The 22,030-nt window shown below is 52.9% G+C and carries 22 protein-coding genes; 11 read left to right on the forward strand and 11 right to left on the reverse strand.

Translation table 11 applies throughout. From position 1 onward, the window contains the following. The first annotated feature begins 75 nt into the window (after nt 1-75). From queA to K7B04_RS11050, 7 genes are all read left to right on the forward strand, one after another. Nucleotides 76-1,146: a tRNA preQ1(34) S-adenosylmethionine ribosyltransferase-isomerase QueA gene (queA, locus tag K7B04_RS11020; RefSeq protein WP_202216351.1), complete on the forward strand. Its 1,071-nt coding sequence runs from the start codon at nt 76-78 to the stop codon at nt 1,144-1,146. Nucleotides 1,147-1,201: 55 nt separating this feature from the next. Beyond that, nucleotides 1,202-2,329 carry a tRNA guanosine(34) transglycosylase Tgt gene (tgt, locus tag K7B04_RS11025; protein WP_012133574.1) on the forward strand — a complete coding sequence of 376 codons (1,128 nt, stop codon included), beginning with the start codon at nt 1,202-1,204 and terminating at the stop codon, nt 2,327-2,329. 22 nt (nt 2,330-2,351) lie between these two features. Next, nucleotides 2,352-2,684 (forward strand): preprotein translocase subunit YajC, encoded by a 333-nt coding sequence (gene yajC, locus K7B04_RS11030; protein WP_002890398.1) that lies wholly within the window; start codon nt 2,352-2,354, stop codon nt 2,682-2,684. 27 nt (nt 2,685-2,711) lie between these two features. After that, entirely contained in the window at nt 2,712-4,559 is a 1,848-nt protein-coding gene (gene secD / locus K7B04_RS11035) for a protein translocase subunit SecD (RefSeq protein WP_074398825.1), read from the forward strand. Nucleotides 4,560-4,569: 10 nt separating this feature from the next. After that, complete coding sequence (gene secF, locus K7B04_RS11040) at nt 4,570-5,541, forward strand: protein translocase subunit SecF (protein WP_064547857.1); 972 nt, start codon at nt 4,570-4,572, stop codon at nt 5,539-5,541. Between the two features lie 114 nt (nt 5,542-5,655). Continuing rightward, the gene (yajD, locus tag K7B04_RS11045; RefSeq protein WP_035895149.1) at nt 5,656-6,003 is read left to right on the forward strand and encodes an HNH nuclease YajD; all 348 of its coding nucleotides are present in this window, start codon (nt 5,656-5,658) and stop codon (nt 6,001-6,003) included. Between the two features lie 291 nt (nt 6,004-6,294). After that, nucleotides 6,295-6,402 carry a type I toxin-antitoxin system toxin Ldr family protein gene (locus tag K7B04_RS11050; protein ID WP_163445896.1) on the forward strand — a complete coding sequence of 36 codons (108 nt, stop codon included), beginning with the start codon at nt 6,295-6,297 and terminating at the stop codon, nt 6,400-6,402. Nucleotides 6,403-6,485: 83 nt separating this feature from the next. Here K7B04_RS11050 and K7B04_RS11055 read toward each other — a convergent pair whose 3' ends face one another. The 11 genes from K7B04_RS11055 to K7B04_RS11105 form a co-directional block, all read right to left on the reverse strand. Next, nucleotides 6,486-7,382, reverse strand: a complete 897-nt coding sequence (locus K7B04_RS11055) for a glycoside hydrolase family 43 protein (protein WP_223804022.1) — start codon at nt 7,380-7,382, stop codon at nt 6,486-6,488. Between the two features lie 3 nt (nt 7,383-7,385). Then, nucleotides 7,386-8,687 (reverse strand): glycoside hydrolase family 125 protein, encoded by a 1,302-nt coding sequence (locus K7B04_RS11060; RefSeq protein ID WP_223804023.1) that lies wholly within the window; start codon nt 8,685-8,687, stop codon nt 7,386-7,388. Next, the gene (gene ugpC, locus K7B04_RS11065; RefSeq protein WP_223804024.1) at nt 8,684-9,814 is read right to left on the reverse strand and encodes a sn-glycerol-3-phosphate ABC transporter ATP-binding protein UgpC; all 1,131 of its coding nucleotides are present in this window, start codon (nt 9,812-9,814) and stop codon (nt 8,684-8,686) included. Before ugpC ends, K7B04_RS11060 begins: the two co-directional genes overlap by 4 nt. 10 nt (nt 9,815-9,824) lie before the next feature. Further along, nucleotides 9,825-11,702: a beta-L-arabinofuranosidase domain-containing protein gene (locus tag K7B04_RS11070; protein ID WP_223804025.1), complete on the reverse strand. Its 1,878-nt coding sequence runs from the start codon at nt 11,700-11,702 to the stop codon at nt 9,825-9,827. Nucleotides 11,703-11,737: 35 nt separating this feature from the next. Continuing rightward, the gene (locus K7B04_RS11075; protein WP_223804026.1) at nt 11,738-12,607 is read right to left on the reverse strand and encodes a carbohydrate ABC transporter permease; all 870 of its coding nucleotides are present in this window, start codon (nt 12,605-12,607) and stop codon (nt 11,738-11,740) included. Nucleotide 12,608: 1 nt separating this feature from the next. After that, on the reverse strand, nt 12,609-13,619 hold the full coding sequence (locus K7B04_RS11080; RefSeq protein WP_346015169.1) for a sugar ABC transporter permease: 1,011 nt from the start codon (nt 13,617-13,619) through the stop codon (nt 12,609-12,611). Between the two features lie 17 nt (nt 13,620-13,636). Continuing rightward, the gene (locus tag K7B04_RS11085) at nt 13,637-14,887 is read right to left on the reverse strand and encodes an ABC transporter substrate-binding protein (RefSeq protein WP_223804027.1); all 1,251 of its coding nucleotides are present in this window, start codon (nt 14,885-14,887) and stop codon (nt 13,637-13,639) included. A 91-nt stretch (nt 14,888-14,978) separates the two neighbouring features. Beyond that, nucleotides 14,979-16,229 (reverse strand): sugar ABC transporter substrate-binding protein, encoded by a 1,251-nt coding sequence (locus K7B04_RS11090; protein ID WP_167576518.1) that lies wholly within the window; start codon nt 16,227-16,229, stop codon nt 14,979-14,981. Nucleotides 16,230-16,245: 16 nt separating this feature from the next. Then, the gene (locus tag K7B04_RS11095) at nt 16,246-17,274 is read right to left on the reverse strand and encodes a LacI family DNA-binding transcriptional regulator (protein ID WP_223804028.1); all 1,029 of its coding nucleotides are present in this window, start codon (nt 17,272-17,274) and stop codon (nt 16,246-16,248) included. A 294-nt stretch (nt 17,275-17,568) separates the two neighbouring features. After that, the gene (locus tag K7B04_RS11100; protein WP_163445906.1) at nt 17,569-18,432 is read right to left on the reverse strand and encodes a nucleoside-specific channel-forming protein Tsx; all 864 of its coding nucleotides are present in this window, start codon (nt 18,430-18,432) and stop codon (nt 17,569-17,571) included. Between the two features lie 292 nt (nt 18,433-18,724). Continuing rightward, nucleotides 18,725-19,267, reverse strand: coding sequence for a DUF3251 domain-containing protein (locus K7B04_RS11105; protein ID WP_223804029.1), 543 nt, complete (start codon nt 19,265-19,267; stop codon nt 18,725-18,727). Between the two features lie 155 nt (nt 19,268-19,422). Between K7B04_RS11105 and nrdR the strand changes: the two genes are divergently transcribed. The 4 genes from nrdR to nusB all read left to right on the forward strand — a co-directional run bounded on the left by nrdR (nt 19,423) and on the right by nusB (nt 21,974). Further along, on the forward strand, nt 19,423-19,872 hold the full coding sequence (nrdR, locus tag K7B04_RS11110) for a transcriptional regulator NrdR (RefSeq protein ID WP_061282153.1): 450 nt from the start codon (nt 19,423-19,425) through the stop codon (nt 19,870-19,872). A 3-nt stretch (nt 19,873-19,875) separates the two neighbouring features. Continuing rightward, on the forward strand, nt 19,876-20,979 hold the full coding sequence (gene ribD, locus K7B04_RS11115) for a bifunctional diaminohydroxyphosphoribosylaminopyrimidine deaminase/5-amino-6-(5-phosphoribosylamino)uracil reductase RibD (RefSeq protein WP_223804030.1): 1,104 nt from the start codon (nt 19,876-19,878) through the stop codon (nt 20,977-20,979). 85 nt (nt 20,980-21,064) lie between these two features. After that, entirely contained in the window at nt 21,065-21,535 is a 471-nt protein-coding gene (gene ribE, locus K7B04_RS11120; RefSeq protein WP_001021161.1) for a 6,7-dimethyl-8-ribityllumazine synthase, read from the forward strand. Between the two features lie 19 nt (nt 21,536-21,554). After that, entirely contained in the window at nt 21,555-21,974 is a 420-nt protein-coding gene (gene nusB / locus K7B04_RS11125) for a transcription antitermination factor NusB (protein ID WP_064547866.1), read from the forward strand. Nucleotides 21,975-22,030: the final 56 nt, after the last annotated feature.

The following is a 22,030-nucleotide window of genomic DNA, read 5'->3' on the forward strand; positions in this document are numbered from 1 at the left end:
AGAGGGGTAAGGGTTGCAGGGACGACGCCCCGGCACTAGACTACCCGCCTCATTATTAAGCCCAGAGTCACAGTCATGCGCGTTGCCGATTTCTCCTTTGAACTACCTGAATCCCTGATTGCCCACTATCCACAAGCCGAGCGTAGCAGCTGTCGCTTGCTGTCGCTGGACGGGCCGACGGGCGCGCTGACGCACGGTACTTTCACCGATTTGCTCGACAAGCTCAACCCTGGCGATCTTCTGGTCTTTAACAACACCCGCGTGATCCCGGCGCGCCTGTTTGGCCGTAAAGCCAGCGGCGGCAAGATTGAAGTGCTGGTCGAGCGTATGCTGGATGATAAACGTATTCTGGCACATATTCGCGCCTCTAAAGCGCCGAAGCCGGGCGCCGAGCTGCTGCTGGGCGACGACGAAAGCATTAAAGCGACGATGGTCGCGCGCCACGACGCGCTGTTTGAAGTCGAGTTCGACGACGAGCGTAGCGTGCTGGATATTCTGAATGCGATCGGCCACATGCCGCTGCCGCCGTACATCGATCGTCCGGACGAAGATGCCGACCGCGAGCTGTATCAGACCGTGTATAGCGAAAAGCCTGGCGCGGTTGCGGCACCGACGGCGGGTCTGCACTTTGACGAACCGCTGCTGGCGAAACTGCGCGAGAAAGGCATCGAAATGGCCTTTGTGACCCTGCACGTGGGCGCAGGTACTTTCCAGCCGGTGCGCGTGGACAGCATTGAAGATCACATCATGCACTCCGAATACGCCGAAGTGCCGCAAGAGGTGGTTGACGCCGTGCTGGCGGCGAAAGCGCGCGGCAACCGCGTGATTGCGGTCGGCACCACCTCCGTACGCTCGCTGGAAAGCGCGGCGCAGGCGGCAAAAGATGAACTGATTGCCCCGTTCTTTGGCGATACGCAGATCTTTATTTTCCCGGGCTATCAATACCAGGTGATTGATGCGCTGGTCACCAACTTCCACCTGCCGGAATCGACGTTGATTATGCTGGTTTCCGCTTTTGCCGGCTATCAGCACACCATGAATGCCTATAAGGCTGCTGTAGAACAAAAATATCGCTTTTTTAGTTACGGCGACGCCATGTTTATCACGTACAATCCGCAGGCTATTTCTGAGCGTGTCGGGGAATAAATCCGCGACATGAGTATTTAAAACGTCGGACTGTTTTTCTGACGCAGGAGTTAAGATGAAATTTGAACTGGACACCACAGACGGTCGCGCTCGCCGCGGCCGCCTGGTTTTTGATCGTGGCGTAGTGGAAACGCCAGCTTTTATGCCTGTCGGTACCTATGGCACCGTGAAAGGCATGACGCCGGAAGAAGTTGAAGCCACCGGCGCGCAGATTATTCTCGGCAACACGTTCCACCTGTGGCTGCGTCCGGGTCAGGAAATCATGAAGCTGCACGGCGACCTGCACGATTTCATGCAGTGGAAAGGGCCGATCCTCACCGATTCCGGCGGTTTCCAGGTCTTCAGCCTGGGCGATATCCGTAAGATCACCGAGCAGGGCGTACACTTCCGCAACCCGATCAACGGCGATCCGATTTTCCTCGATCCGGAAAAATCCATGGAGATTCAGTACGATCTCGGATCCGATATCGTGATGATCTTCGACGAATGTACACCGTACCCGGCGGACTGGGACTACGCGAAGCGCTCCATGGAGATGTCGCTGCGCTGGGCAAAACGCAGCCGCGACCGCTTTGATGGCCTCGGTAATAAAAATGCGCTGTTTGGCATCATTCAGGGTAGCGTTTACGAAGATTTACGCGATATCTCTGTTAAAGGTCTGGTAGAGATAGGCTTTGATGGCTACGCTGTCGGCGGTTTGGCGGTCGGTGAACCGAAGGAAGACATGCACCGCATCCTGGAGCACGTTTGCCCGCAGATCCCTGCTGACAAACCGCGCTACCTGATGGGCGTTGGCAAACCGGAAGATCTGGTTGAAGGCGTACGTCGTGGTATCGACATGTTTGACTGCGTTATGCCAACGCGTAACGCCCGTAATGGTCATCTGTTCGTGACCGACGGCGTGGTAAAAATCCGCAATGCTAAGCATAAAAGCGACACGAGCCCGCTCGACGCTGAGTGTGATTGCTACACCTGTCGCAATTATTCGCGTGCATACTTGCATCATCTTGACCGTTGCAACGAAATATTGGGCGCGCGCCTCAATACCATTCATAATCTTCGCTACTATCAGCGCTTAATGGCTGGTTTACGCAAGGCTATTGAAGAGGGTAAATTAGAGAGCTTCGTGACCGATTTTTACCAACGTCAGGGGCGACCCGTTCCACCTTTGAACGTTGATTAATTTTAATAATGAGGGAAATTTAATGAGCTTTTTTATTTCTGATGCGGTAGCGGCAACAGGTGCTCCGGCGCAGGGCAGCCCGATGTCTCTGATTCTGATGCTGGTGGTATTTGGTCTGATTTTCTACTTCATGATCCTGCGTCCACAGCAAAAGCGCACCAAAGAGCACAAGAACCTGATGAACTCCATCGCAAAAGGCGATGAAGTCCTGACCAACGGTGGCCTGGTCGGTCGTGTAACCAAAGTAGCGGAAACTGGCTACATTGCTATCGCGCTGAACGACACCACTGAAGTGGTTATCAAACGTGACTTCGTAGCTGCCGTTCTGCCGAAAGGCACCATGAAGGCGCTGTAATATTCCGTTTTCCCAAAGGGAACTGCCGTGTTAAACCGTTATCCTTTGTGGAAGTATGTCATGCTGATCGTCGTGATTGTCGTCGGTCTGCTGTATGCGCTTCCCAACCTGTATGGTGAGGATCCGGCCGTTCAAATCACTGGCGTGCGCGGCGTCGCCGCCAGTGAGCAAACGCTGATCCAGGTCCAGAAAACGTTACAAGAAGAAAAAATCACCGCTAAGTCTGTGGCACTGGAAGAGGGCGCTATTCTTGCGCGCTTCGACACCACCGACATCCAGCTGCGCGCGCGTGAAGCGCTGATGGGCGTGCTGGGTGACAAATATGTCGTGGCGCTTAACCTTGCTCCGGCAACACCGCGCTGGCTGGCTGCGATTAAAGCAGAGCCAATGAAGCTCGGTCTTGACCTGCGTGGCGGCGTTCACTTCCTGATGGAAGTGGATATGGACACCGCGTTGGGCAAATTGCAGGAACAAAATATCGACAGTCTGCGCAGCGATCTGCGTGAGAAAAACATTCCGTATTCCAACGTACGCAAAGAAGATAACTATGGTCTGAGCATCACGTTCCGCGATGCTAACGCGCGCGATCAGGCTATCGCTTATCTGACCCCGCGTCACCGCGATATGGTTATCACCAGCCAGGGCAGCACGGCGCTGCGCGCGGTTATGACCGACGCACGTCTGAGTGAAGCACGCGAATATGCGGTTCAGCAGAACATCAACATTCTGCGTAACCGTGTTAACCAACTGGGCGTGGCTGAGCCGGTGGTTCAACGCCAGGGCGCAGACCGCATCGTGGTTGAACTGCCGGGTATCCAGGATACCGCTCGCGCGAAAGAAATTCTCGGCGCGACGGCAACCCTGGAATTCCGTCTGGTGAACACCAACGTCGATCAGGCTGCCGCCGCTTCTGGCCGTATTCCTGGCGACTCTGAGGTGAAAAACACGCGTGAAGGTCAGCCGGTTGTGCTGTACAAACGTGTGATTTTGACCGGTGACCATATCACCGACTCCACTTCCAGCCAGGATGAATACAACCAGCCGCAGGTGAACATCTCACTGGATAGCGCGGGTGGCAACATCATGTCTAACTTCACCAAGGACAATATCGGCAAGCCGATGGCGACCCTGTTTGTGGAGTACAAAGACAGCGGTAAGAAAGACGCGAACGGTCGTGCGGTGCTGGTGAAACAGGAAGAGGTGATTAACATCGCCAATATCCAGTCTCGTCTGGGTAACAGCTTCCGTATTACCGGTATTGGCAACCCGAACGAAGCACGTCAGCTGTCGCTGCTGCTGCGTGCGGGTGCGTTGATTGCGCCAATTCAGATCGTCGAAGAACGTACCATTGGTCCAACCTTGGGTATGCAGAACATCAAGCAGGGCCTGGAAGCGTGTCTGGCCGGTCTGGTGGTGTCTATCCTGTTCATGATCTTCTTCTATAAGAAGTTCGGCCTGATTGCGACCAGCGCGCTGATTGCAAACCTGGTGCTGATTGTCGGCATTATGTCGCTGCTTCCGGGCGCGACGTTGAGTATGCCGGGGATTGCGGGGATTGTGCTAACCCTTGCGGTGGCGGTCGATGCGAACGTTCTGATCAACGAACGTATCAAAGAAGAGTTGAGTAACGGACGTTCGGTGCAGCAGGCGATTAACGAAGGCTATGCCGGCGCGTTTAGCTCCATCTTTGATGCGAACATTACGACGCTGATTAAAGTCCTGATCCTGTATGCCGTCGGTACCGGGGCCATTAAAGGGTTCGCAATTACTACCGGTATCGGTGTAGCGACGTCGATGTTTACCGCGATTGTCGGTACGCGTGCCATCGTAAACCTGTTGTATGGCGGCAAACGCATCAACAAGCTGTCAATCTGAGGAGTGCGTTGTGGCACAGGAATATACTGTTGAACAATTGAACCACGGCCGTAAAGTCTATGACTTTATGCGCTGGGACTTCTGGGCTTTCGGCATCTCGGGTTTCCTGCTGATTGCGGCCATCATCGTGATGGGCGTACGCGGGTTTAACTGGGGTCTCGATTTCACCGGTGGTACGGTCATTGAGATTACGCTGGAAAAACCGGCGGATATGGACGTGATGCGCGATGCGCTGGAGAAAGCGGGCTTTGTTGACCCGCTGCTGCAGAACTTCGGCAGCAGCCACGACATTATGGTACGTATGCCGCCTACTGAAGGCGCAGACGGCGGGCAGGTACTGGGTAGTAAGGTGTTGAGTGTGATTAACGAATCCACCAACCAGAACGCCGCCGTGAAACGTATCGAATTCGTGGGGCCAAGCGTGGGGGCCGATTTGGCGCAAACCGGTGCGATGGCGCTGCTGGTGGCGCTGATCTCCATCCTGGTGTACGTCGGTTTCCGCTTTGAGTGGCGACTGGCGGCGGGCGTGGTTATCGCGCTGGCGCACGACGTGATCATCACCTTAGGGATCCTGTCGTTGTTCCATATCGAGATTGACCTGACGATCGTCGCATCGTTGATGTCGGTCATCGGTTACTCGCTCAACGATAGTATCGTGGTATCGGACCGTATTCGTGAAAACTTCCGCAAAATTCGTCGCGGGACGCCTTACGAAATCTTTAACGTGTCGCTGACCCAGACGCTGCACCGTACGTTGATTACCTCCGGTACGACGTTAGTGGTTATTCTGATGCTGTACCTCTTCGGTGGTCCGGTACTGGAAGGCTTCTCGCTGACGATGCTGATCGGTGTCTCCATCGGTACCGCTTCGTCTATCTACGTGGCATCGGCGCTGGCGCTGAAGCTGGGTATGAAGCGCGAGCACATGTTGCAGCAGAAGGTTGAGAAGGAAGGGGCGGATCAGCCGTCCATTCTGCCGTAAGCTGACGCTGTCAGGTGCTGATAAAAGCCGTAACGCCGTAGGGTGTTGCGGCTTTTTTATTGCGCCTTTAGACTGGGACATTCCCTTACTTTTATTACTACATACCGGGTTATTATGGCTATCATCCCTAAAAACTACGTGCGGCTGGAAAGCGGCTACCGTGAAAAAGCGCTGAAACTGTTTCCGTGGGTCTGCGGGCGTTGCTCGCGTGAGTTCGTCTACTCCAACCTGCGTGAACTGACCGTCCATCATATGGATCACGACCATACCAATAACCCGGAAGACGGTAGCAACTGGGAGCTATTGTGCCTGTTCTGCCACGATCACGAGCACTCAAAATATACCGAGGCGGATCAGTACGGTTCGACGGTGGTTGCCGGTGAAGATGCACAGAAAGACGTCGGCGAGGCGACCTATAACCCGTTTGCTGACCTGAAAGCGATGCTGAATAAAAAGAAATAAGCGCTGGGCGCTGTAACGCATACATCGTCACTGGAATCCCGATCGCAAGGTCGGGATTTTTTCGTTTTAAAGTCATGCGGATAACAGCGAGAGGCGTAGAATCAGCGACAAGCCGGGTTTACCCGGTGAGGCGCAATGTTGCGGGGGCTTGATCCCCGGTGGCCTTGTCGCTGGAAAGAGAAAACCCCCGCACATTGTTCGGTATACACCGGCAACATAACGGGGGCTAACTTGACCCTAGACAAGTTGAGGATAGCCGCGAACCGTTGCCATTGCAACCAAGGCGGCACGATGACGCTCACGGAGTTGAGTATGGCTTTCTGGCATGATCTGGCAGCACCAACGCTGGTCGGTATTGCAACAAGCCTGTTTTTAGGCTGGTGGCATAACAGGAAGTAATGCGTAGTGGGCGCGACTCACCGCTGCATGGCAGCATGCGCCCGAAACGGGCCAGAGGGTGACCTCTGGCCTTTTTTGCGAATTTAAAGAGACGTTGCTTCGGTCATCAGCACTGGCTGTATCTGGTCCTCTTCAAAAACCATTTTATCCAGGCATAACATTCGATGGCCGGCCTCACTGTCTCCAGGAATACGTCGATGGTAGGCAATGAGCCATTCATCGTTATCGTTAAGCGCAATACAGCTATGGTGGCCCGGACCGTCTGCCAGAGCCTGCGCCGCAAGGATAGTTCTTTTCGGGCCATTAAAGGTAAAGGGAGAATCGCTATCGGCGGTAACGACTCGATAGCTGCCGTCCGTCCAGTTACCTTCTGACCACATAAAATGGTAGCGCCCGCGACGCTTAATCATACAGGGGGCTTCAACGTAACCAGGAATAATGATTTCGCGGAACATCTCGCCGTTATCAAAGGGGATGAAGCCGTTCATTTGCGAATTCATCTGCGCAACGTTACAGTGCCGCCAGCCGCCGTAGTAGAGATAAATTTTGCCATCGTCATCGGTAAAGAGATGGGCGTCGATGGGCTGTGCACCATGAATAAAACGGCCGACTAACGGCTGTTTCAGCAACGCGCGGAACGGGCCTGCCGGAGTATCAGCGACGGCGATTTCAAGCCCTCCTTCCTCTTCATCACTTTGGATGTCGTTTGAGGCGAATATTAAGAAATACTTTCCGTCTTTTTCGACGATCGTCGGTGCCCAGACCGCGCGCCAGATCCACGGAAAATCGTCCATCTGGATAATGCCTTCATGCTTTTGCCAGTGAACGAGATCGGGGGAAGAAAAGGCGTCAATGTTGCGCTGCATCTGATAGTCGGTGATGGAGCGAGTGACGTATATCCAGTACTGATTTTCATAGAAGCGAATTTCCGGGTCGGCATACCAGCCGTCAACCAGAGGATTTTTAACAATAACAGGCATAGACTATTCCTTGTTGGCAATCAGTTTGCTTACAGACAGGCCGCAGTAGTCCAGCACCAGCTCGCAGAACATGGCATTGGCCCATGAGAACCAGGGGCGGGTAAAGCGAGCGGGATTGTCGGGATCGAACGATTCATGCATTAATCCGCTCCCCGCGTCGGTTGCCGTCATCATCTGGATCATGGCGAGTTTTTCCGCCGGATCGCGTGCGGTGAGCCCCTGTACCGCCAGCGCAATCGGCCAGATGAATCCTGAAGGCGTGTGTGGGCTGCCAACACCCTGCGCGAAACGTCCGCGGTGAAAATAGGGGTTATCGCCGCTGAGAATAAACCTTCGGGTATTCAGATAGCGCGGATGCTCGTTGGCGATCGCGCCCAGCAGCGGCAGTGAAAGCAGGGAAGGCACGTTCGCATCGTCCATCAACAGGTAATGCCCGGCGCCGTCCGTTTCATAGCAATAGATTTCACCGTAATCAGGATGATGAACGACCGCGTGTTTTTCTATCCCCTCCTCAATGGCTGATCTCAACGCGGTGGCCCGACGTTCGAGGCGGCGATTGTTCAGTACTTCGCGTGCAATCTCCGCCAGGTAATCCAGCACGACCGAGGCGAAAAAATTAGCGGGCACCAGATACCCCCAGTCGCAAGCATCGTCACTGGGGCGAAAACCGGACCAGGTCATGCCGGTATAGCTGACCGGCGCGCCTTTTCCTTCATAGCCCAGAGTGTCCGTTGGGGCCGGCGGGTGTGGGCGCTCAAAGCGGTAGGGGGAGCGGCTATGATGGTGCTGCTCGATTTCCCATTGATTGAGAACCAGCGAGCAGGCGCGGGCAAAGGTGTCCGTAAAGTGGCTCGTTATCCCGGTGATTTTCCAGAATAGCCATGCAAGCTGTAGCGGATAACACAGCGAGTCTACCTCGTATTTACGTTCCCAGATCTGCGGCTGCATGTGGGTTAGATCGCTCTGATGGCCCGTTGAATCCGGATAGCGATTGAAGGCGTTGGCATAAGGATCGAGAGTAATAAAGTGCATCTGTTGCTGGATTACACCAGCAATCATTGCCTGCAGTTCCGGGTGTTGCTGACAGAAAAGCAGGTAGGGGCGCATCTGGCAGGCGGAGTCCCGCAGCCACATTGCCGGAATATCGCCGGTGATGACAAACACACCGCGATCGCCGCGCTGTAGCGTGGTATCAAGCGTGTTCGTCAGGGCATGCCTGAGCGTTGCTGCAATGGTGTTGCTGCCCATCTGCTGGCGCACCTGCTCGCAACATTGCTGAATAAACTCCCGATTTTCAATATTCATGGCTGAGTTGTTCCCTGTGAGGGCAGGCGTGGACATGCCTGTTCATGGCGATCGAACAAGTGGCAGCGGTGTGCTGGCAGCTGCAAATGAATCATGCTGCCGCGAGGGTGATGATGGTAACCATTGAGTTTACAGGTCAGTTCGCCCTCCAGATAAAGACAGGTCGCATCGCCAAGCTGTTCGATAAACTGGATACGGCGTTGCAGGAGATTCTCCTCATTGCCGTCTGCCAGCTGCAGATGCTCCGGACGGATACCGACCGTGACGTTTTCACTGACTGAAAGCTGCCCGCCGTCAACGTTAATAGCCAGTATTTCTCCGCTTTCCAGCCTGACACTCACCGAGTCTGCGCGAACTTTGACGACCTGGGCCGCTAAAAAATTCATCTGCGGTGAGCCGATAAAGCTGGCGGTAAACTTGTTTCTCGGCTGTTCGTAGAGCTCCATTGGCGAGCCAATCTGTGCGACGCTACCGTACCGGTTTACGCTATCACCGCTGTTGAGCAGCACGATTTTGTCCGCCAGGGTCATGGCTTCAATCTGGTCATGGGTGACGTAGACCGTGGCGACATTTTCAAAATCGCGGTGCAGACGGCCAATTTCGAGACGCATTTGCGCGCGTAGCCCGGCGTCAAGGTTGGAGAGCGGTTCGTCAAACAGAAAGGCGCCGGGCTTGCGGACAATAGCGCGGCCAATCGCTACGCGCTGGCGTTGTCCGCCGGAAAGTGCGGCGGGACGGCGAGTCAGGAGCGCTTCCAGTTGCAGTGATTTCGCCGCCGCCGCGACCTGGCGTTTCACCTCGTCTTCCGGCATCTTCGCCATTTTTAACGCGAAGCCCATGTTTTCTTCCACCGTCATATGCGGGTAGAGCGCATAGTTCTGGAATACCATGGCGATGCCTCGTTCAGAAGAGGGCACTTCGGTCATGCGTTTATCGTCGATGTATAACTCACCGGCGGAGATCTCTTCCAGCCCGGCGATCATCCTCAACAACGTGGATTTTCCGCAGCCGGAAGGCCCAACAATGACGCAGAATTCGCCCTGTTGGATGGTCAGATTGATGTTATTGATGACTACTTGTTTTGCCGAATAGGCTTTGTAGACGGACTCCAGTCTTATTGTTGCCATGGTTTTGTCCTTACGCTGCGTCAGTCTGTTTTTCACGGCCGTCCAGCCACGGAAACTGCGCGATACGCAACCGCGCGCAGCCGTATGGAACCAGCAGCACCGAGGACTGCACGCTCAGGGCGGCGTGCGCCGGGCTGTTGGGCATCGGCCCCGCGGAATTATCGACGACCTTCCATGTCGGCAAACGGTAAGCGCTAAGGCGAAGCTTGATCGGCGCGGACTTCAGCGCGAACGGCTGCTCTCCGGAAGCATGAAGCTGTAGCTCACGGACGACGGCGCCCTGATGAGGATGAATATCCAGCGCGTAGTTCCACTCTTTCTTCGGCTGCAATTCCCAGTCACCGCTGGGCGAGCCGCCAGGGATAGGCCGCCAGATTTCACCGGGCGTCAGCGCCATCAGCAGCGGGCCGTAGTAAACGCTAACGGCGTTATGAATACGTCTTTCCGTGCGAACCTGGCGTTCAAAGGTCAGGGTGACAACATCACCGGCCCGCCATTCACGGGTGAGCGCAAAATAGCCTTTGCCATCGCCATAGCTCAGGGGTTCGCCGTTTACCGTAATGGCTGAGCCGGTACTCCATTGGGGAATACGTAGCCACAGCGTCTTGTCGCCCGTCGGCGCATGATTTACGGTAAAGGTCAGATCGGTGTTGAACGGATAGTCGGTCTGCACGCAGACGTCCCATGCGTCGGTAGTGACGCGGCAAGGTGCGTAGACCATACTGGCGAGGTTGTTCGCTTCATCCTGCATAAACAGGCTATTGCAAAATTTTGGCCAGCCCTGATGGAAGTTAGCGGTGCAGCAGCCAAAGTTCGGCTCCAGGCCGAAGATGTTGCAGTCATCGCCGCTGTAGGTCCAGTTACGGGGCGCGATGCTGGCAGCAATCTGGTTAGGTTGCTGGTGGTACTGATGCGACATCATATCGGCGCTGACGCCAGCTGGAAGGGCGTTGAAAGCGACACGCTCCAGCCGTTCGGCCAGTTGCGCATCACCATAAATGCGCAGCATATTTTCCAGCGAGAACATCAGTTCAACGATAGCGCAAAGCTCAACACCCTGCTCCGGGGCCGTGCCCGCCAGAAATTCATCACCGGAAAATATTCCCTGCGGCTGGCCGTGATAGATGTCCAGCTCGGCGAAGCAGCGCTTAATTTCCTCCAGGCGCAGACGCTGCTGCTGTGTGTCGTCCTGCATGGCGGAATATTTCATCCCCATGGCGACGTTAACCACATGAGTGAGGTGAGAGAAGTAGGTCACCGGGCCGGTAGGAAGCCGATGGAGAATAAAATCAGGCCAGTTATCCCCTTGTGCTAACAACACTTTCGCCAGCTGAGGGAGCAAGTCATCTTCTGGTAGCTGTTTCCACGCCCACAGCACTGACAGCACATTGTCGGCGGCGCGCGCTTTGCCCCAGTCGCTCAGGGGACGTGTGGGCAAATGCCGAAGTTGATAGTGGCAATAGCGCTGGATAAAGGGCAGTACGCGAGCGTCACCAGTGGCGTCGGCGTACTGGGTTAGTACCTTCAGCGCCACCATTCTCGGCCACCAGTCGACGTTGTTTTGTGGGCCAAACCAGCCGTCGTTATCCTGGCTATTCAGCATCCACTCTACCCATTTCTGGCTCTGTTCGATCAGCGACCGATCCTGCAGGCAATAGGCGAGCGGCAGCAAGCCATCGAGGTAGTAGGGCCCGCGTTCCCAGCTTTCACCGCTGCCGCCAAGCCAGCCGCTGTTCGCGCCGACATCCGGCCAGATATCCTCCAGTTGCCCGGATAGCCCTTGGGCCTGAAGCGTCAGCTGGCGCTTCAGCCAGCCTTGAGGAAGGATTTTTCCGGGAGGGATAAATGATAGCGTGCCCGGAATAGCTGAGACAGTACTTAACTTCATGCGAAATATCCTTTTAAAGTAGAGGGCGTGAGCCATTAACCTTTCGTCGCACCGCTGGTTAAACCACTGACATAATGCTTTTGTAGAAACAGAAAAATAAGAATGCACGGTAGCATTGCAAATACGGTACAGGATTGGAGTAATCCCCAATCGACGGTGCCGTATTTACCGGCGCTGGTCATCAGCAATAAAATGGGCATGGTGTAATTATCGGAGTCGGTCATAAATATTAGCGCGACGAGAAATTCATTCCATGCGGCAATAAAGGTCGTCACGATAACGGTAACAATCCCCGGTGAAACCATCCGCGGCATGACCCGAAAGAGAATTTTTAACGGCGAGCAACCGTCCAGCTCTGCGGCTTCATCAATTTCTTTTGGGATGCTGTCAAACGTGTTACGCATCATAAAGATACTGAACGGTAGCTGGAAGGTGATATAGACCAATACCAGACCGAAAATATTATTTTGCAGACCCATTTTGGTAATGATGATAAACAGCGGCGTCAGGATCGGCTGCGAGGGAATCATCATGGTTAATAAGATCAGCACAAAGAAAACATTTTTCCCCCGGAAGGTAAATCGGGAAAAACCATACCCGGCCAGCGTCGACAGAATGACCGTACCGATAACCGTCAGAAAGGAGACAATACCCGATAGCATAATCGCCCGGGACATATTGTCATTAGAAAATAACATCTTATTGAAGTTATCAAGCGTGAAAATTGAGGGCCACCACTTGGGCGGCATCAATACTAAATCGGCTGCGGGTTTTAGTGACGCCAGCGCAACGCACAGCAGCGGATAGAGAAAGACGATAAGTAAACAGCCGTGAATAGCGTAAAAGAAAAACGTCACCAGCCCGTTTTGTTTTCTCTTGATGTGTAAGACGACATCTCCGTTCATTCTATGCCCGTCCTTCTTTGTCGCGTAATAACCAGATTTGCAGAACACTAATCACCATCAGAATAAACAGCTGAATAATGGAGAGCGCAGCGCCGTAGCCCAGGCGGCCATTAATAAATGAGTTGTTATAGATGTAGAACACGCTGGTTATGGTTTGATCCATTGGCCCGCCGTTAGTGATGATGTAGAACTGATCGAAAGCCAGCAGCGATCCGGAGACGGAGAGAATCAGCGTCAGCATAAAGGTCCGCCGCATTAACGGCAGGGTGATATAGCGTAACCGTCGCCAGCCAACGGCGCCGTCGACCTGTGCAGCCTGGTAGATATCTTTGCTGATGCCCTGCAGGCCAACCAGCAGCAGGATCATATTGAAGCCCAGCGTCTTCCAGAGCACCATGCTCACGACGACCATAAAGCCCTGGCTTAGTGAGTCCTGATACATAATTGGCGAATCAACCAGGTGCAATGAGACAGCAAGGTGGTTGAGTAGGCCAAAGCGAACATCCAGCAGCCACTTCCACAAAATACTGGCTGTGCCAAATCCAATGACCGTGGGTAAAAAATAGACGCTGCGAAAGAGGGAAACGCCCGGTTTATGACTATCTTTTACCAGCGAGGCGAGAATCATCGAAAAGATGAAAATAAGCGGAGTCATAATGATCGCATAGATAAACGTAAACTTCAGGGCATGCCAGAAGACATCATCCTGGAAAATATTCGTGTAATTAATCCATCCAATGAATTTTGTTTTGCCAAACATCGGCCATTTAAAAAATGACATCCATGCGGTCATGATTAATGGTGTAATGAAAAAGAACACCACAATGACCAGTACGGGGAGGATGAATAAAAAACCTAAATATCCCTTTCGGTTATTTTTCCTGAATACCGGCAATGCTGTCTGGTGAGTAAACTGCAGTTGCGGTTGTTGAGTTTTAGCAAACATTCCAGATGCCTCAGTCAACATTCTGCCAACCGCCATTACGGCAGAATGTTTAATTAATGTATTCATTCAGACAGTAAGCACGCTTACTCTTCCGACATTTTTATAATCTGATTCATTTTCTGATCCGCTGTTTTCAGGGCTTCATCAATTTTCCCTTCAAAAACGGCTTTCTGGATCATGGTTAGATAAGGACTATTGATGGCATTGAAGGTCTCATTGTAGGGGACCAGAAAAGGGGTATGCCCTTTTGCCAGCGCTTTGTTGGCCAGAAGATATTTGGGGTCCTGCTGGCTATAGGGGTTATCGCTGGCGTCCATACGCGTGGGCACGTAGCCGTTCTTTGCCATCAACTCAATTTGCGTCTGTTTGGATAGCGTCCAGTTAATGAAATCGATAGCGGCTTGTTGATGCTTGCTTCCCACCGGTAGAGCAAAAGCATCGCCGCCGGTAAAGGAGGCCCAATTGCCTTTTTCCTCGCCAGGGAAATAGGTGACGCCATAGTCGAGGTTGGGGTAATTATCTTTAAAGACTTTAAAGGTAAAAGCGCCGGAGCCCACCATCGCCACTTTTCCTGAACTGAACGCGTCGTTAAGTGCGGAGTCGGTGCGGGAGAGCGGCGACATGAGCCCATCTTTGTACAAATTGTGGAAGAAGGTGAGCGTTCGTTTATTGTTTTCAGAGTTGACCACGGACTTTTTACCATCGGCAGAAATAATATCCCCGCCGTTCGCCCAAAAGTAGGGGGTGAAGGTAAAGGCGAGTCCGCCGGAGCTGGTTCCTGGAATGGCGAAGCCATAATAATCTTTGCCCAGCGCACGGATTTTTTCTGAATATTCGCGCAGTTCTCCCAGCGTTTCTGGTGGACGATTGGGATCTAATCCGGCTTTGCGGAAAAGCGCCTTGTTATAAAAAAGCAGGGAGGATTCCGCTGCAAAAGGGACGGCGTAAAATTTACCGTTGTAGCTGCCGATGGCCTTTAGCGCGTCGCTCAACTGGCTCACGTAATCCATCGTACCGATTTTATCCGTGAGATCGATGAGCTGCTCGGAGCGGTTAAGTTCTGGAAAGTAGACCAGATCAATTGCTACCAGGTCGGGGGGATTGTTCACGGCGACCGCTGCGCTCAGTTTTGTCAGCATCTGAATATTCGGAATTTCATTCAGTTTTACCGTGATCTTATCCTGGGATTTATTAAACTCATTGACCAGCATGGGCAGCGATGATTGCTCACTGCGGCCCCAAAAATTAACCACTTCTTTGGCCTGAAGCGCGCAGCTAAACATGATGCTGAAAGCGCATATTGAAACGGTGGAAGCAATTTTTCTCGAAACCATAAACACCTCATGATGTTAGTGATGTAAGCGCTTACATAAATCCCGTAGAGATATTTCCAACGGGATTTAGGGCATAAGGTATTGATTTAGATTATTCCTGCGACATCTTAATAATCTGCTTAAACTTCTGATCGGCCGTTTTAAGGGCGTTATCAATATCCCCCTCGAATACCGATTTCTGTATTAAGGTCAGAAAAGGACTGCTGGGAGCGCTAATGGCTTCGTTAAATGCGGGGAGGTAGACGGAGCGGCCTTTTGCCAGGGCTTTTGTCGCTAGCAGGAAACGGCTGTCCTCGCGATTGTAGCGGTTATCGCTGGCATCGATGCGGGTGGGAACAAAGCCATTCTTCGCCAGTAGCTCAATCTGGGTCTCTTTTGACATCGCCCAGTCGATAAAGGCGATGGCCTCCTTCTGGTGTTTGCTGCCCAGCGGAATCGCCAGCGCGTCGCCGCCCGCGAACGAGGCCCAATCGCCTTTTTTCTCTCCAGGGTAGTAGCCTACGCCGTATTCAAGGTTGGGATAGTTATCGTTGAAAACCTTAAAGGTAAACGCGCCAGTGCCAACCATGCCGATTTTGCCTGTGGCAAATCCGTCGTTAAGTGAACTGTCTGCTTTGGAGAGTGGGGACATTAAGCCGTCTTTGTACATCTGGTGGAAGAATGCCAGCGTCCTTTTATTACTCTCGGAAATGACAATCGATTCGGCGCCTTCTTTGGCAAACAGGTCGCCGCCGTTGGCCCACATATAAGGGAGGAATGTAAAGGCCAGGCAACCGGAGCAGGTGCCGGGAATAGCAAAGCCGTAGTATCCGTCGCCTAACTGGGTGATTTTTTCGGCGTATTCGCGTAATTCCTGTAGCGTTTCTGGCGGTCTTTCCGGATCCAGTCCGGCGAGGCGGAAAATCTTTTTGTTGTAAAACAGAAGCGATGATTCAGCAGAGAAAGGAATGCCGTACAGCCGCTCTTTATAAACCCCGATGGTTTTCAGCGAACCGCTAAGCTGCTTCACGTAATCTCGATTGCCAAGAATGTCGGTGAGGTCAGTGAGCTGTTCCGCGCCGTTAAGCTGGGGAAGAAAGGAGACATCGAGTGAAACAAGGTCTGGTGAGCTGTCGGCGGCAATAGAAGCGCTGAGCTTGGTCATCATCGACTCGCCGGGAATCATATTTAGCTTAATGTCAACTTTATCCTGCGACTTGTTGTAAGCATCAACCAGCAGTTCCAGTGATGTTTGATTCGAGCGGCCCCAGAAGGTAATGGTCTCTCTGGCTTGCGCTAATCCACTGAGTGATGTGGATATAATACAGGCAGCCACGGTGGTATGTATAAATTTAGACAACATAAACACCTCATTCTTATTAATTTTGAGAATAACGACAACTTGATTCTCCGCGTTGTAAAAAACAGGGGACGGCAATTTTCCCCCTGAGATCGTGTCCATCTATTTTCTTTATTAAACATTGGCCGGCGACGCGGCCTAATTCCGTCAGGCAAAAATCAATACTGCTTAGTTTCGGGCGACATAATTCGGTAATAACCTGCCAGTTATCAAAGCCGATCACGGCGACATTATCAGGAACTGATTTCCCATATTCATAGAGCGCCTGTAAAACACCGTGTCCAATTAAATCATTGCCAGCAATAACACCGTCAATTTCAGGGTACCGCGCAAGAATAGATTGCATTGCACGATAACCATGTGCTGATGTCCAGGAACCATATTCAGGCGCTCTGACGATCAACCCCTCTTTGCTCATCTCCTGGCGGTAGCCCTCATGGCGCTGCTGCACCGCCAGATAATATGCCGGACCGGCGATCTGCACGATATTCTGGCTGCCCTGGTCGATTAAATGACGACAGGCCAGAGCGCCAGCGCCGAAATCGTCAGGCAGAACGCAGAGTTCGTTGTCATCGTCGACGTTGGTATAGACATACACCACTGGCGTATCGTGTTTCTTTAACGGCAGCGGATCGCGGGTATCCGTTTTGGCTGCGGTGACGATAATACCGTCGACGCGCTTTGCCAGCAGTAAATCAACGTGTCGCTTTAATTCCTGAGGCGAACCGCTGGCGTTACAAAGAAATACCGAAATCTGCGCTTCAAGTAAGGCATTCTCAATACCCTTTAAAACAGGTAAGCTGAAGCGTCCGTAATCATCTGTTGATAACAAGCCGATGGTATATGTTTTCTTTTGATGCAGTGCACGTGCAATTTCATTAGGCCTGTAATCGAATTCATTAATAACGGATAAAACTCTTTCTTTTGTTATGTGACTGATTGAACCTGTGCTGTTTATTACTTTCGATACGGTGCTAATACTCACTCCGGCAGCGTGAGCAATATCTTTAATTGTGAGTTTTTTTCTGTCGTTATGCGTTATGGTCATGCTCTTTCCGTATTTGTGGACGGGCTTAGTATATGGAGAGAGAAAACGTTTTCCCATTTGCATTAATGTGGATTGATAAATAGATCACAAGCTGGTGATGTTGTTTGAATAAAAGCGTGATCGGATATGCGTTTGAGTGGTTTTTATATATTAAGGGCGTGAATTTAATTCATTAAATGTATTTATTTTAATTTGTTTTGTATTTATGAGGGATATATAAAAGCGAAGTAATATTATTGCCGAGCGTGCGTGGAAAAACTTACCGCACAGCATAGCCGTGCGGTAAGGCAAAACTTAGAAGTTGTAACCCACAACCAGGTAGCCACCCCAACCGGTCGATTGACCGTTGAAATCGCCTTCGCCCCAGTTCATTTTCGAACCACCTTGCCACTGGCCGCCGTTATGGAAGTAACGGGCAACGACAGAGTAGTGCCAGTGATCGTAGTTCAGCGCCAGAATGTGGCTGGAGGCGATGGAGTTGCTGGTGCGGTTTGGTTCGTCGCCGAGATCTGAACCCCAGTCGAAGTTGGTGAAACCGATGTAGCTCAGCTTACCGCCCCACAGATCGCTGATTGGCACAAAGTATTTCACTTTGAAGCGGTAGCCATCCCACTCGTTTTCGTTCGCGGCACCGTAGTTCTGCCACTGATATTTCGCATACACGTTCAGAGACAGGCCCATCGGCAGGCCGGTATCGATATCGGTACCCAGACCCATATACCAGGTGCTCTGGCGGCTGGCTTTGTTGTCACCCATATCGTAGATGTAGTTGTTCGCGAAGTACCACTCTTTGAACGGGCCGAAGCTCAGATCTGCGCCGGTCAGCTTATCAATAGAGAAGCGTGGTTCGATTTCCATAAACATCGGGGAACCGTCAGACCAGACTCCTTTATCGTTACCGTTACCCCAGTCGAAGGTCTTCGGAATATCGATGTAGCCATAGAAGTCTAACCAATCTTTCTTCGCAAACGCTTCATACTCGAGGTAGACGTCGTTGTTCAGCTTCGGAGAGAAGCGGGTGTGATAGCTGCCTACCACGTTTACGCTCTGGTGCCACCAGTCAGAGACATACTGCGGCTGAGAGTCGCCTGCTGCGTTAGCAGTGAAAGATGCGGAGAGCGCCAGCGCGGCACCGGCTGCCAGTAATGTTTTTTTCATATTTATGCCACTAATAAAAAAATTCGAAAGAGAGTGATTTTTATCACCGAAGTTTTTCTAAATGTTTCGTGTTTCTGCGAGCCTATTATATGAATCCTTGCTCACGAAAATCAGTCACACTTCACACATTTTTCAAACGCGTAATCGATTGCGTTCACGTTTGCGTAGTTTAGACGCGGCGATTGTACTGATGGGGTGAATTATTGCAAATGTTTACATACAGGAAATGTGGTCAATAGAGGGAGCATAGGGGGAAGGGCGGCACTGCATGTCACAGTGCCGATTAGCGAGATTACTGCGCGTTGGCGGGCTGAACGTCGTGGATGCGGACAAAGCCCAGTTGCTCCGGCGTGACGCCGTTAAGCTGCAGCGGAATATCGACGTCGCTTGGCGCCAGCACGCTGGCCGGGGCGGAGAACAGCTGATTTTGCACGTTCACTTCCTGATACTGCTCGGTGGTGCCCTGGATCTGTCCCCATTCCACGGTGCCGGTGAAAGCCGGAAGCGGATCGTTGGACTCACCGGAGATGCGCAACGTAAGCGCCGTCCCTTGAGCGTTGGCGGCAACGTTACGCAATGACATGCGCAACGTGCCTATCTGACTGTTCAGACGGGCAGGGGTATTGGCCCCCGGCAGCAGATAGGCGCCCTTCGTCGATTTGGCGTTCAGCGCATTTTGCTGAGTGATTTTCACCGTTTCTTTGTTAAGCTGCGTCATCTCGCTGCTCAGCGCGCTAATGCTTTGATGCATTTGTTTCACTTCTGACTGCTGCGCGCAGGCGCTCAGGCTGACGAGGCTTCCCAGCAGGGCAATTCTTAGGTAACGTCTTGTCATTCTGTCTGTTCCTTCTCTTCGGGATAACGCAATGGTAGCGTGCAACAGAGCTGATGGCATCGATCCATTGTCTCAAAAACATGCCGCCTTTGTTGTCTTCGCAGTTCAGGGTAAAATAGATTTCATTACACTCACCCTCATCGTCAGGACGTCGTATGCACTGCCCATTCTGTTTCGCCGTAGACACTAAAGTGATTGACTCCCGTCTTGTGGGAGAAGGTTCCTCCGTTCGCCGCCGTCGGCAATGCCTGGTGTGCAACGAACGCTTCACGACCTTTGAGGTCGCGGAGCTGGTGATGCCGCGCGTGGTAAAAAGCAATGACGTGCGCGAACCGTTTAATGAAGACAAACTGCGCAGCGGTATGCTGAGAGCGCTGGAAAAGCGCCCGGTGAGCGCCGATGACGTAGAAATGGCGATTAACCATATTAAATCGCACCTGCGCGCCACCGGCGAGCGCGAAGTGCCGAGCAAACTGCTGGGGAATCTGGTGATGGAACAGCTGAAAAAGTTGGATAAAGTCGCCTATATTCGCTTTGCCTCTGTCTACCGCAGCTTTGAAGATATCAAAGAGTTTGGCGAAGAGATCGCCCGCTTACAGGACTAAGCTATGCACGATGAAATGTACATGGCGCGCGCGCTAAAACTGGCGGCGCGCGGGCGATTTACCACCCATCCCAACCCACGCGTCGGCTGCGTGATTGTCAATCAGGGCGAAATTGTCGGCGAAGGTTTTCACTATCGCGCCGGTGAGCCGCACGCCGAAGTGCACGCGCTGCGTATGGCGGGTGAAAAGGCCAAAGGCGCCACTGCTTACGTCACGCTGGAACCGTGCAGTCACCATGGCCGTACGCCGCCGTGCTGCGATGCGTTAATTGCCGCGGGTGTCTCGCGCGTGGTTGCCGCCATGCAGGATCCTAACCCGCAGGTGGCGGGCCGTGGTCTCTATCGCTTGCAGCAGGCGGGTATTGAAGTCAGCCACGGGTTGATGATGAGCGAGGCCGAAGCGTTGAACAAAGGCTTCCTCAAGCGGATGCGTACCGGTTTCCCGTACGTACAGCTCAAACTCGGTGCATCGCTCGATGGGCGTACGGCGATGGCCAGCGGTGAAAGCCAGTGGATCACCTCGCCACAGGCGCGTCGCGATGTGCAGCGCCTGCGCGCCGAAAGCCACGCTATTTTAACCAGCAGCGCCACGGTGCTGGCCGACGACCCGGCGCTGACCGTGCGCTGGGACGAACTGAGCGCAGAAACACAGGCGAACTACTCGCAGGAAAATCTGCGTCAGCCGCTGCGCATTGTGATTGATAGCGGCAATCGCGTGACGCCGGAGCATCGCATCGTGCATCAGCCGGGCGAAACGCTCTTTGCACGTACCGAAGACGATACCCGCGTCTGGCCGGAAGGCGTGCAGACGCTGAAAGTGCCGGAGTATAACGGCCATCTCGATCTGGTGCTGCTGATGATGCAACTGGGTAAACAGCAGATTAACAGCATCTGGGTGGAGGCGGGGCCAACGCTTGCCGGCGCGCTGATTCAGGCGGGGCTGGTGGACGAGCTTATCGTCTATATCGCGCCTAAACTGTTAGGAAGTGATGCGCGCGTATTATGTGTGCTGCCGGGGCTTGAGAAACTGGCTGACGTCCCCCATTTCAAATTCAACGAGATACGTCAGGTTGGGCCGGATGTCTGCCTGCATTTAACGACTGCGTGAGGCTTTCCGAATTAGAGGAAGCAGCGCCCAGAATATTATGATAAAATCCGCCCCCCTGCGGGGCAAATGAACCCAAAGGAACAGTATGAACATTATTGAAGCTAACGTTGCTACCCCGGACGCTCGCGTCGCCATCACCATCGCGCGTTTCAACAACTTTATCAATGACAGCCTGCTGGAAGGTGCTATCGACGCCCTGAAGCGCATTGGTCAGGTTAAAGATGAAAACATCACCGTTGTTTGGGTTCCAGGTGCTTATGAACTGCCTCTGGCGGCTGGCGCACTGGCGAAAACCGGTAAATACGATGCGGTGATCGCGCTGGGTACGGTTATCCGTGGCGGTACTGCTCACTTCGAATATGTTGCTGGCGGGGCAAGCAATGGCCTGGCGCACGTCGCTCAGGACAGCGAAATCCCGGTAGCCTTTGGTGTTCTGACCACCGAAAGTATTGAACAAGCCATCGAACGCGCTGGCACAAAAGCCGGTAACAAAGGTGCTGAAGCAGCACTGACCGCGCTTGAAATGATTAATGTATTGAAAGCCATCAAGGCCTGATTTTTGTAAGGGGAAATCCGTGAAACCTGCTGCTCGTCGCCGCGCCCGTGAGTGTGCCGTCCAGGCGCTTTACTCCTGGCAGTTGTCCCAGAACGACATCGCCGATGTTGAATACCAGTTCCTGGCGGAACAAGACGTGAAAGACGTTGACGTCCTGTACTTCCGTGAACTGCTGTCCGGGGTGGCGACTAACAGCGCGTACCTCGACGGATTGATGAAGCCATACCTGTCCCGTCTGCTCGACGAGCTGGGCCAGGTGGAAAAAGCCGTACTGCGTATTGCACTGTTTGAACTGTCAAAACGTGACGATGTGCCGTACAAAGTGGCCATCAACGAAGCCATCGAGCTGGCGAAAACCTTCGGCGCTGAAGACAGCCACAAGTTTGTCAACGGCGTGCTGGATAAAGCCGCTCCTGCTATTCGTCCCCACAAAAAGTAATCTCCAGGCCGGTGCGCGGGTGGCTTAACGCCATCCCCCCGGCCTTGTTTTATCCT

The sequence above is a fragment of the Kluyvera sp. CRP genome, assembly GCF_019930565.1.
In the GTDB taxonomy this organism is placed as follows: Bacteria; Pseudomonadota; Gammaproteobacteria; order Enterobacterales; family Enterobacteriaceae; genus Kluyvera; species Kluyvera georgiana_A.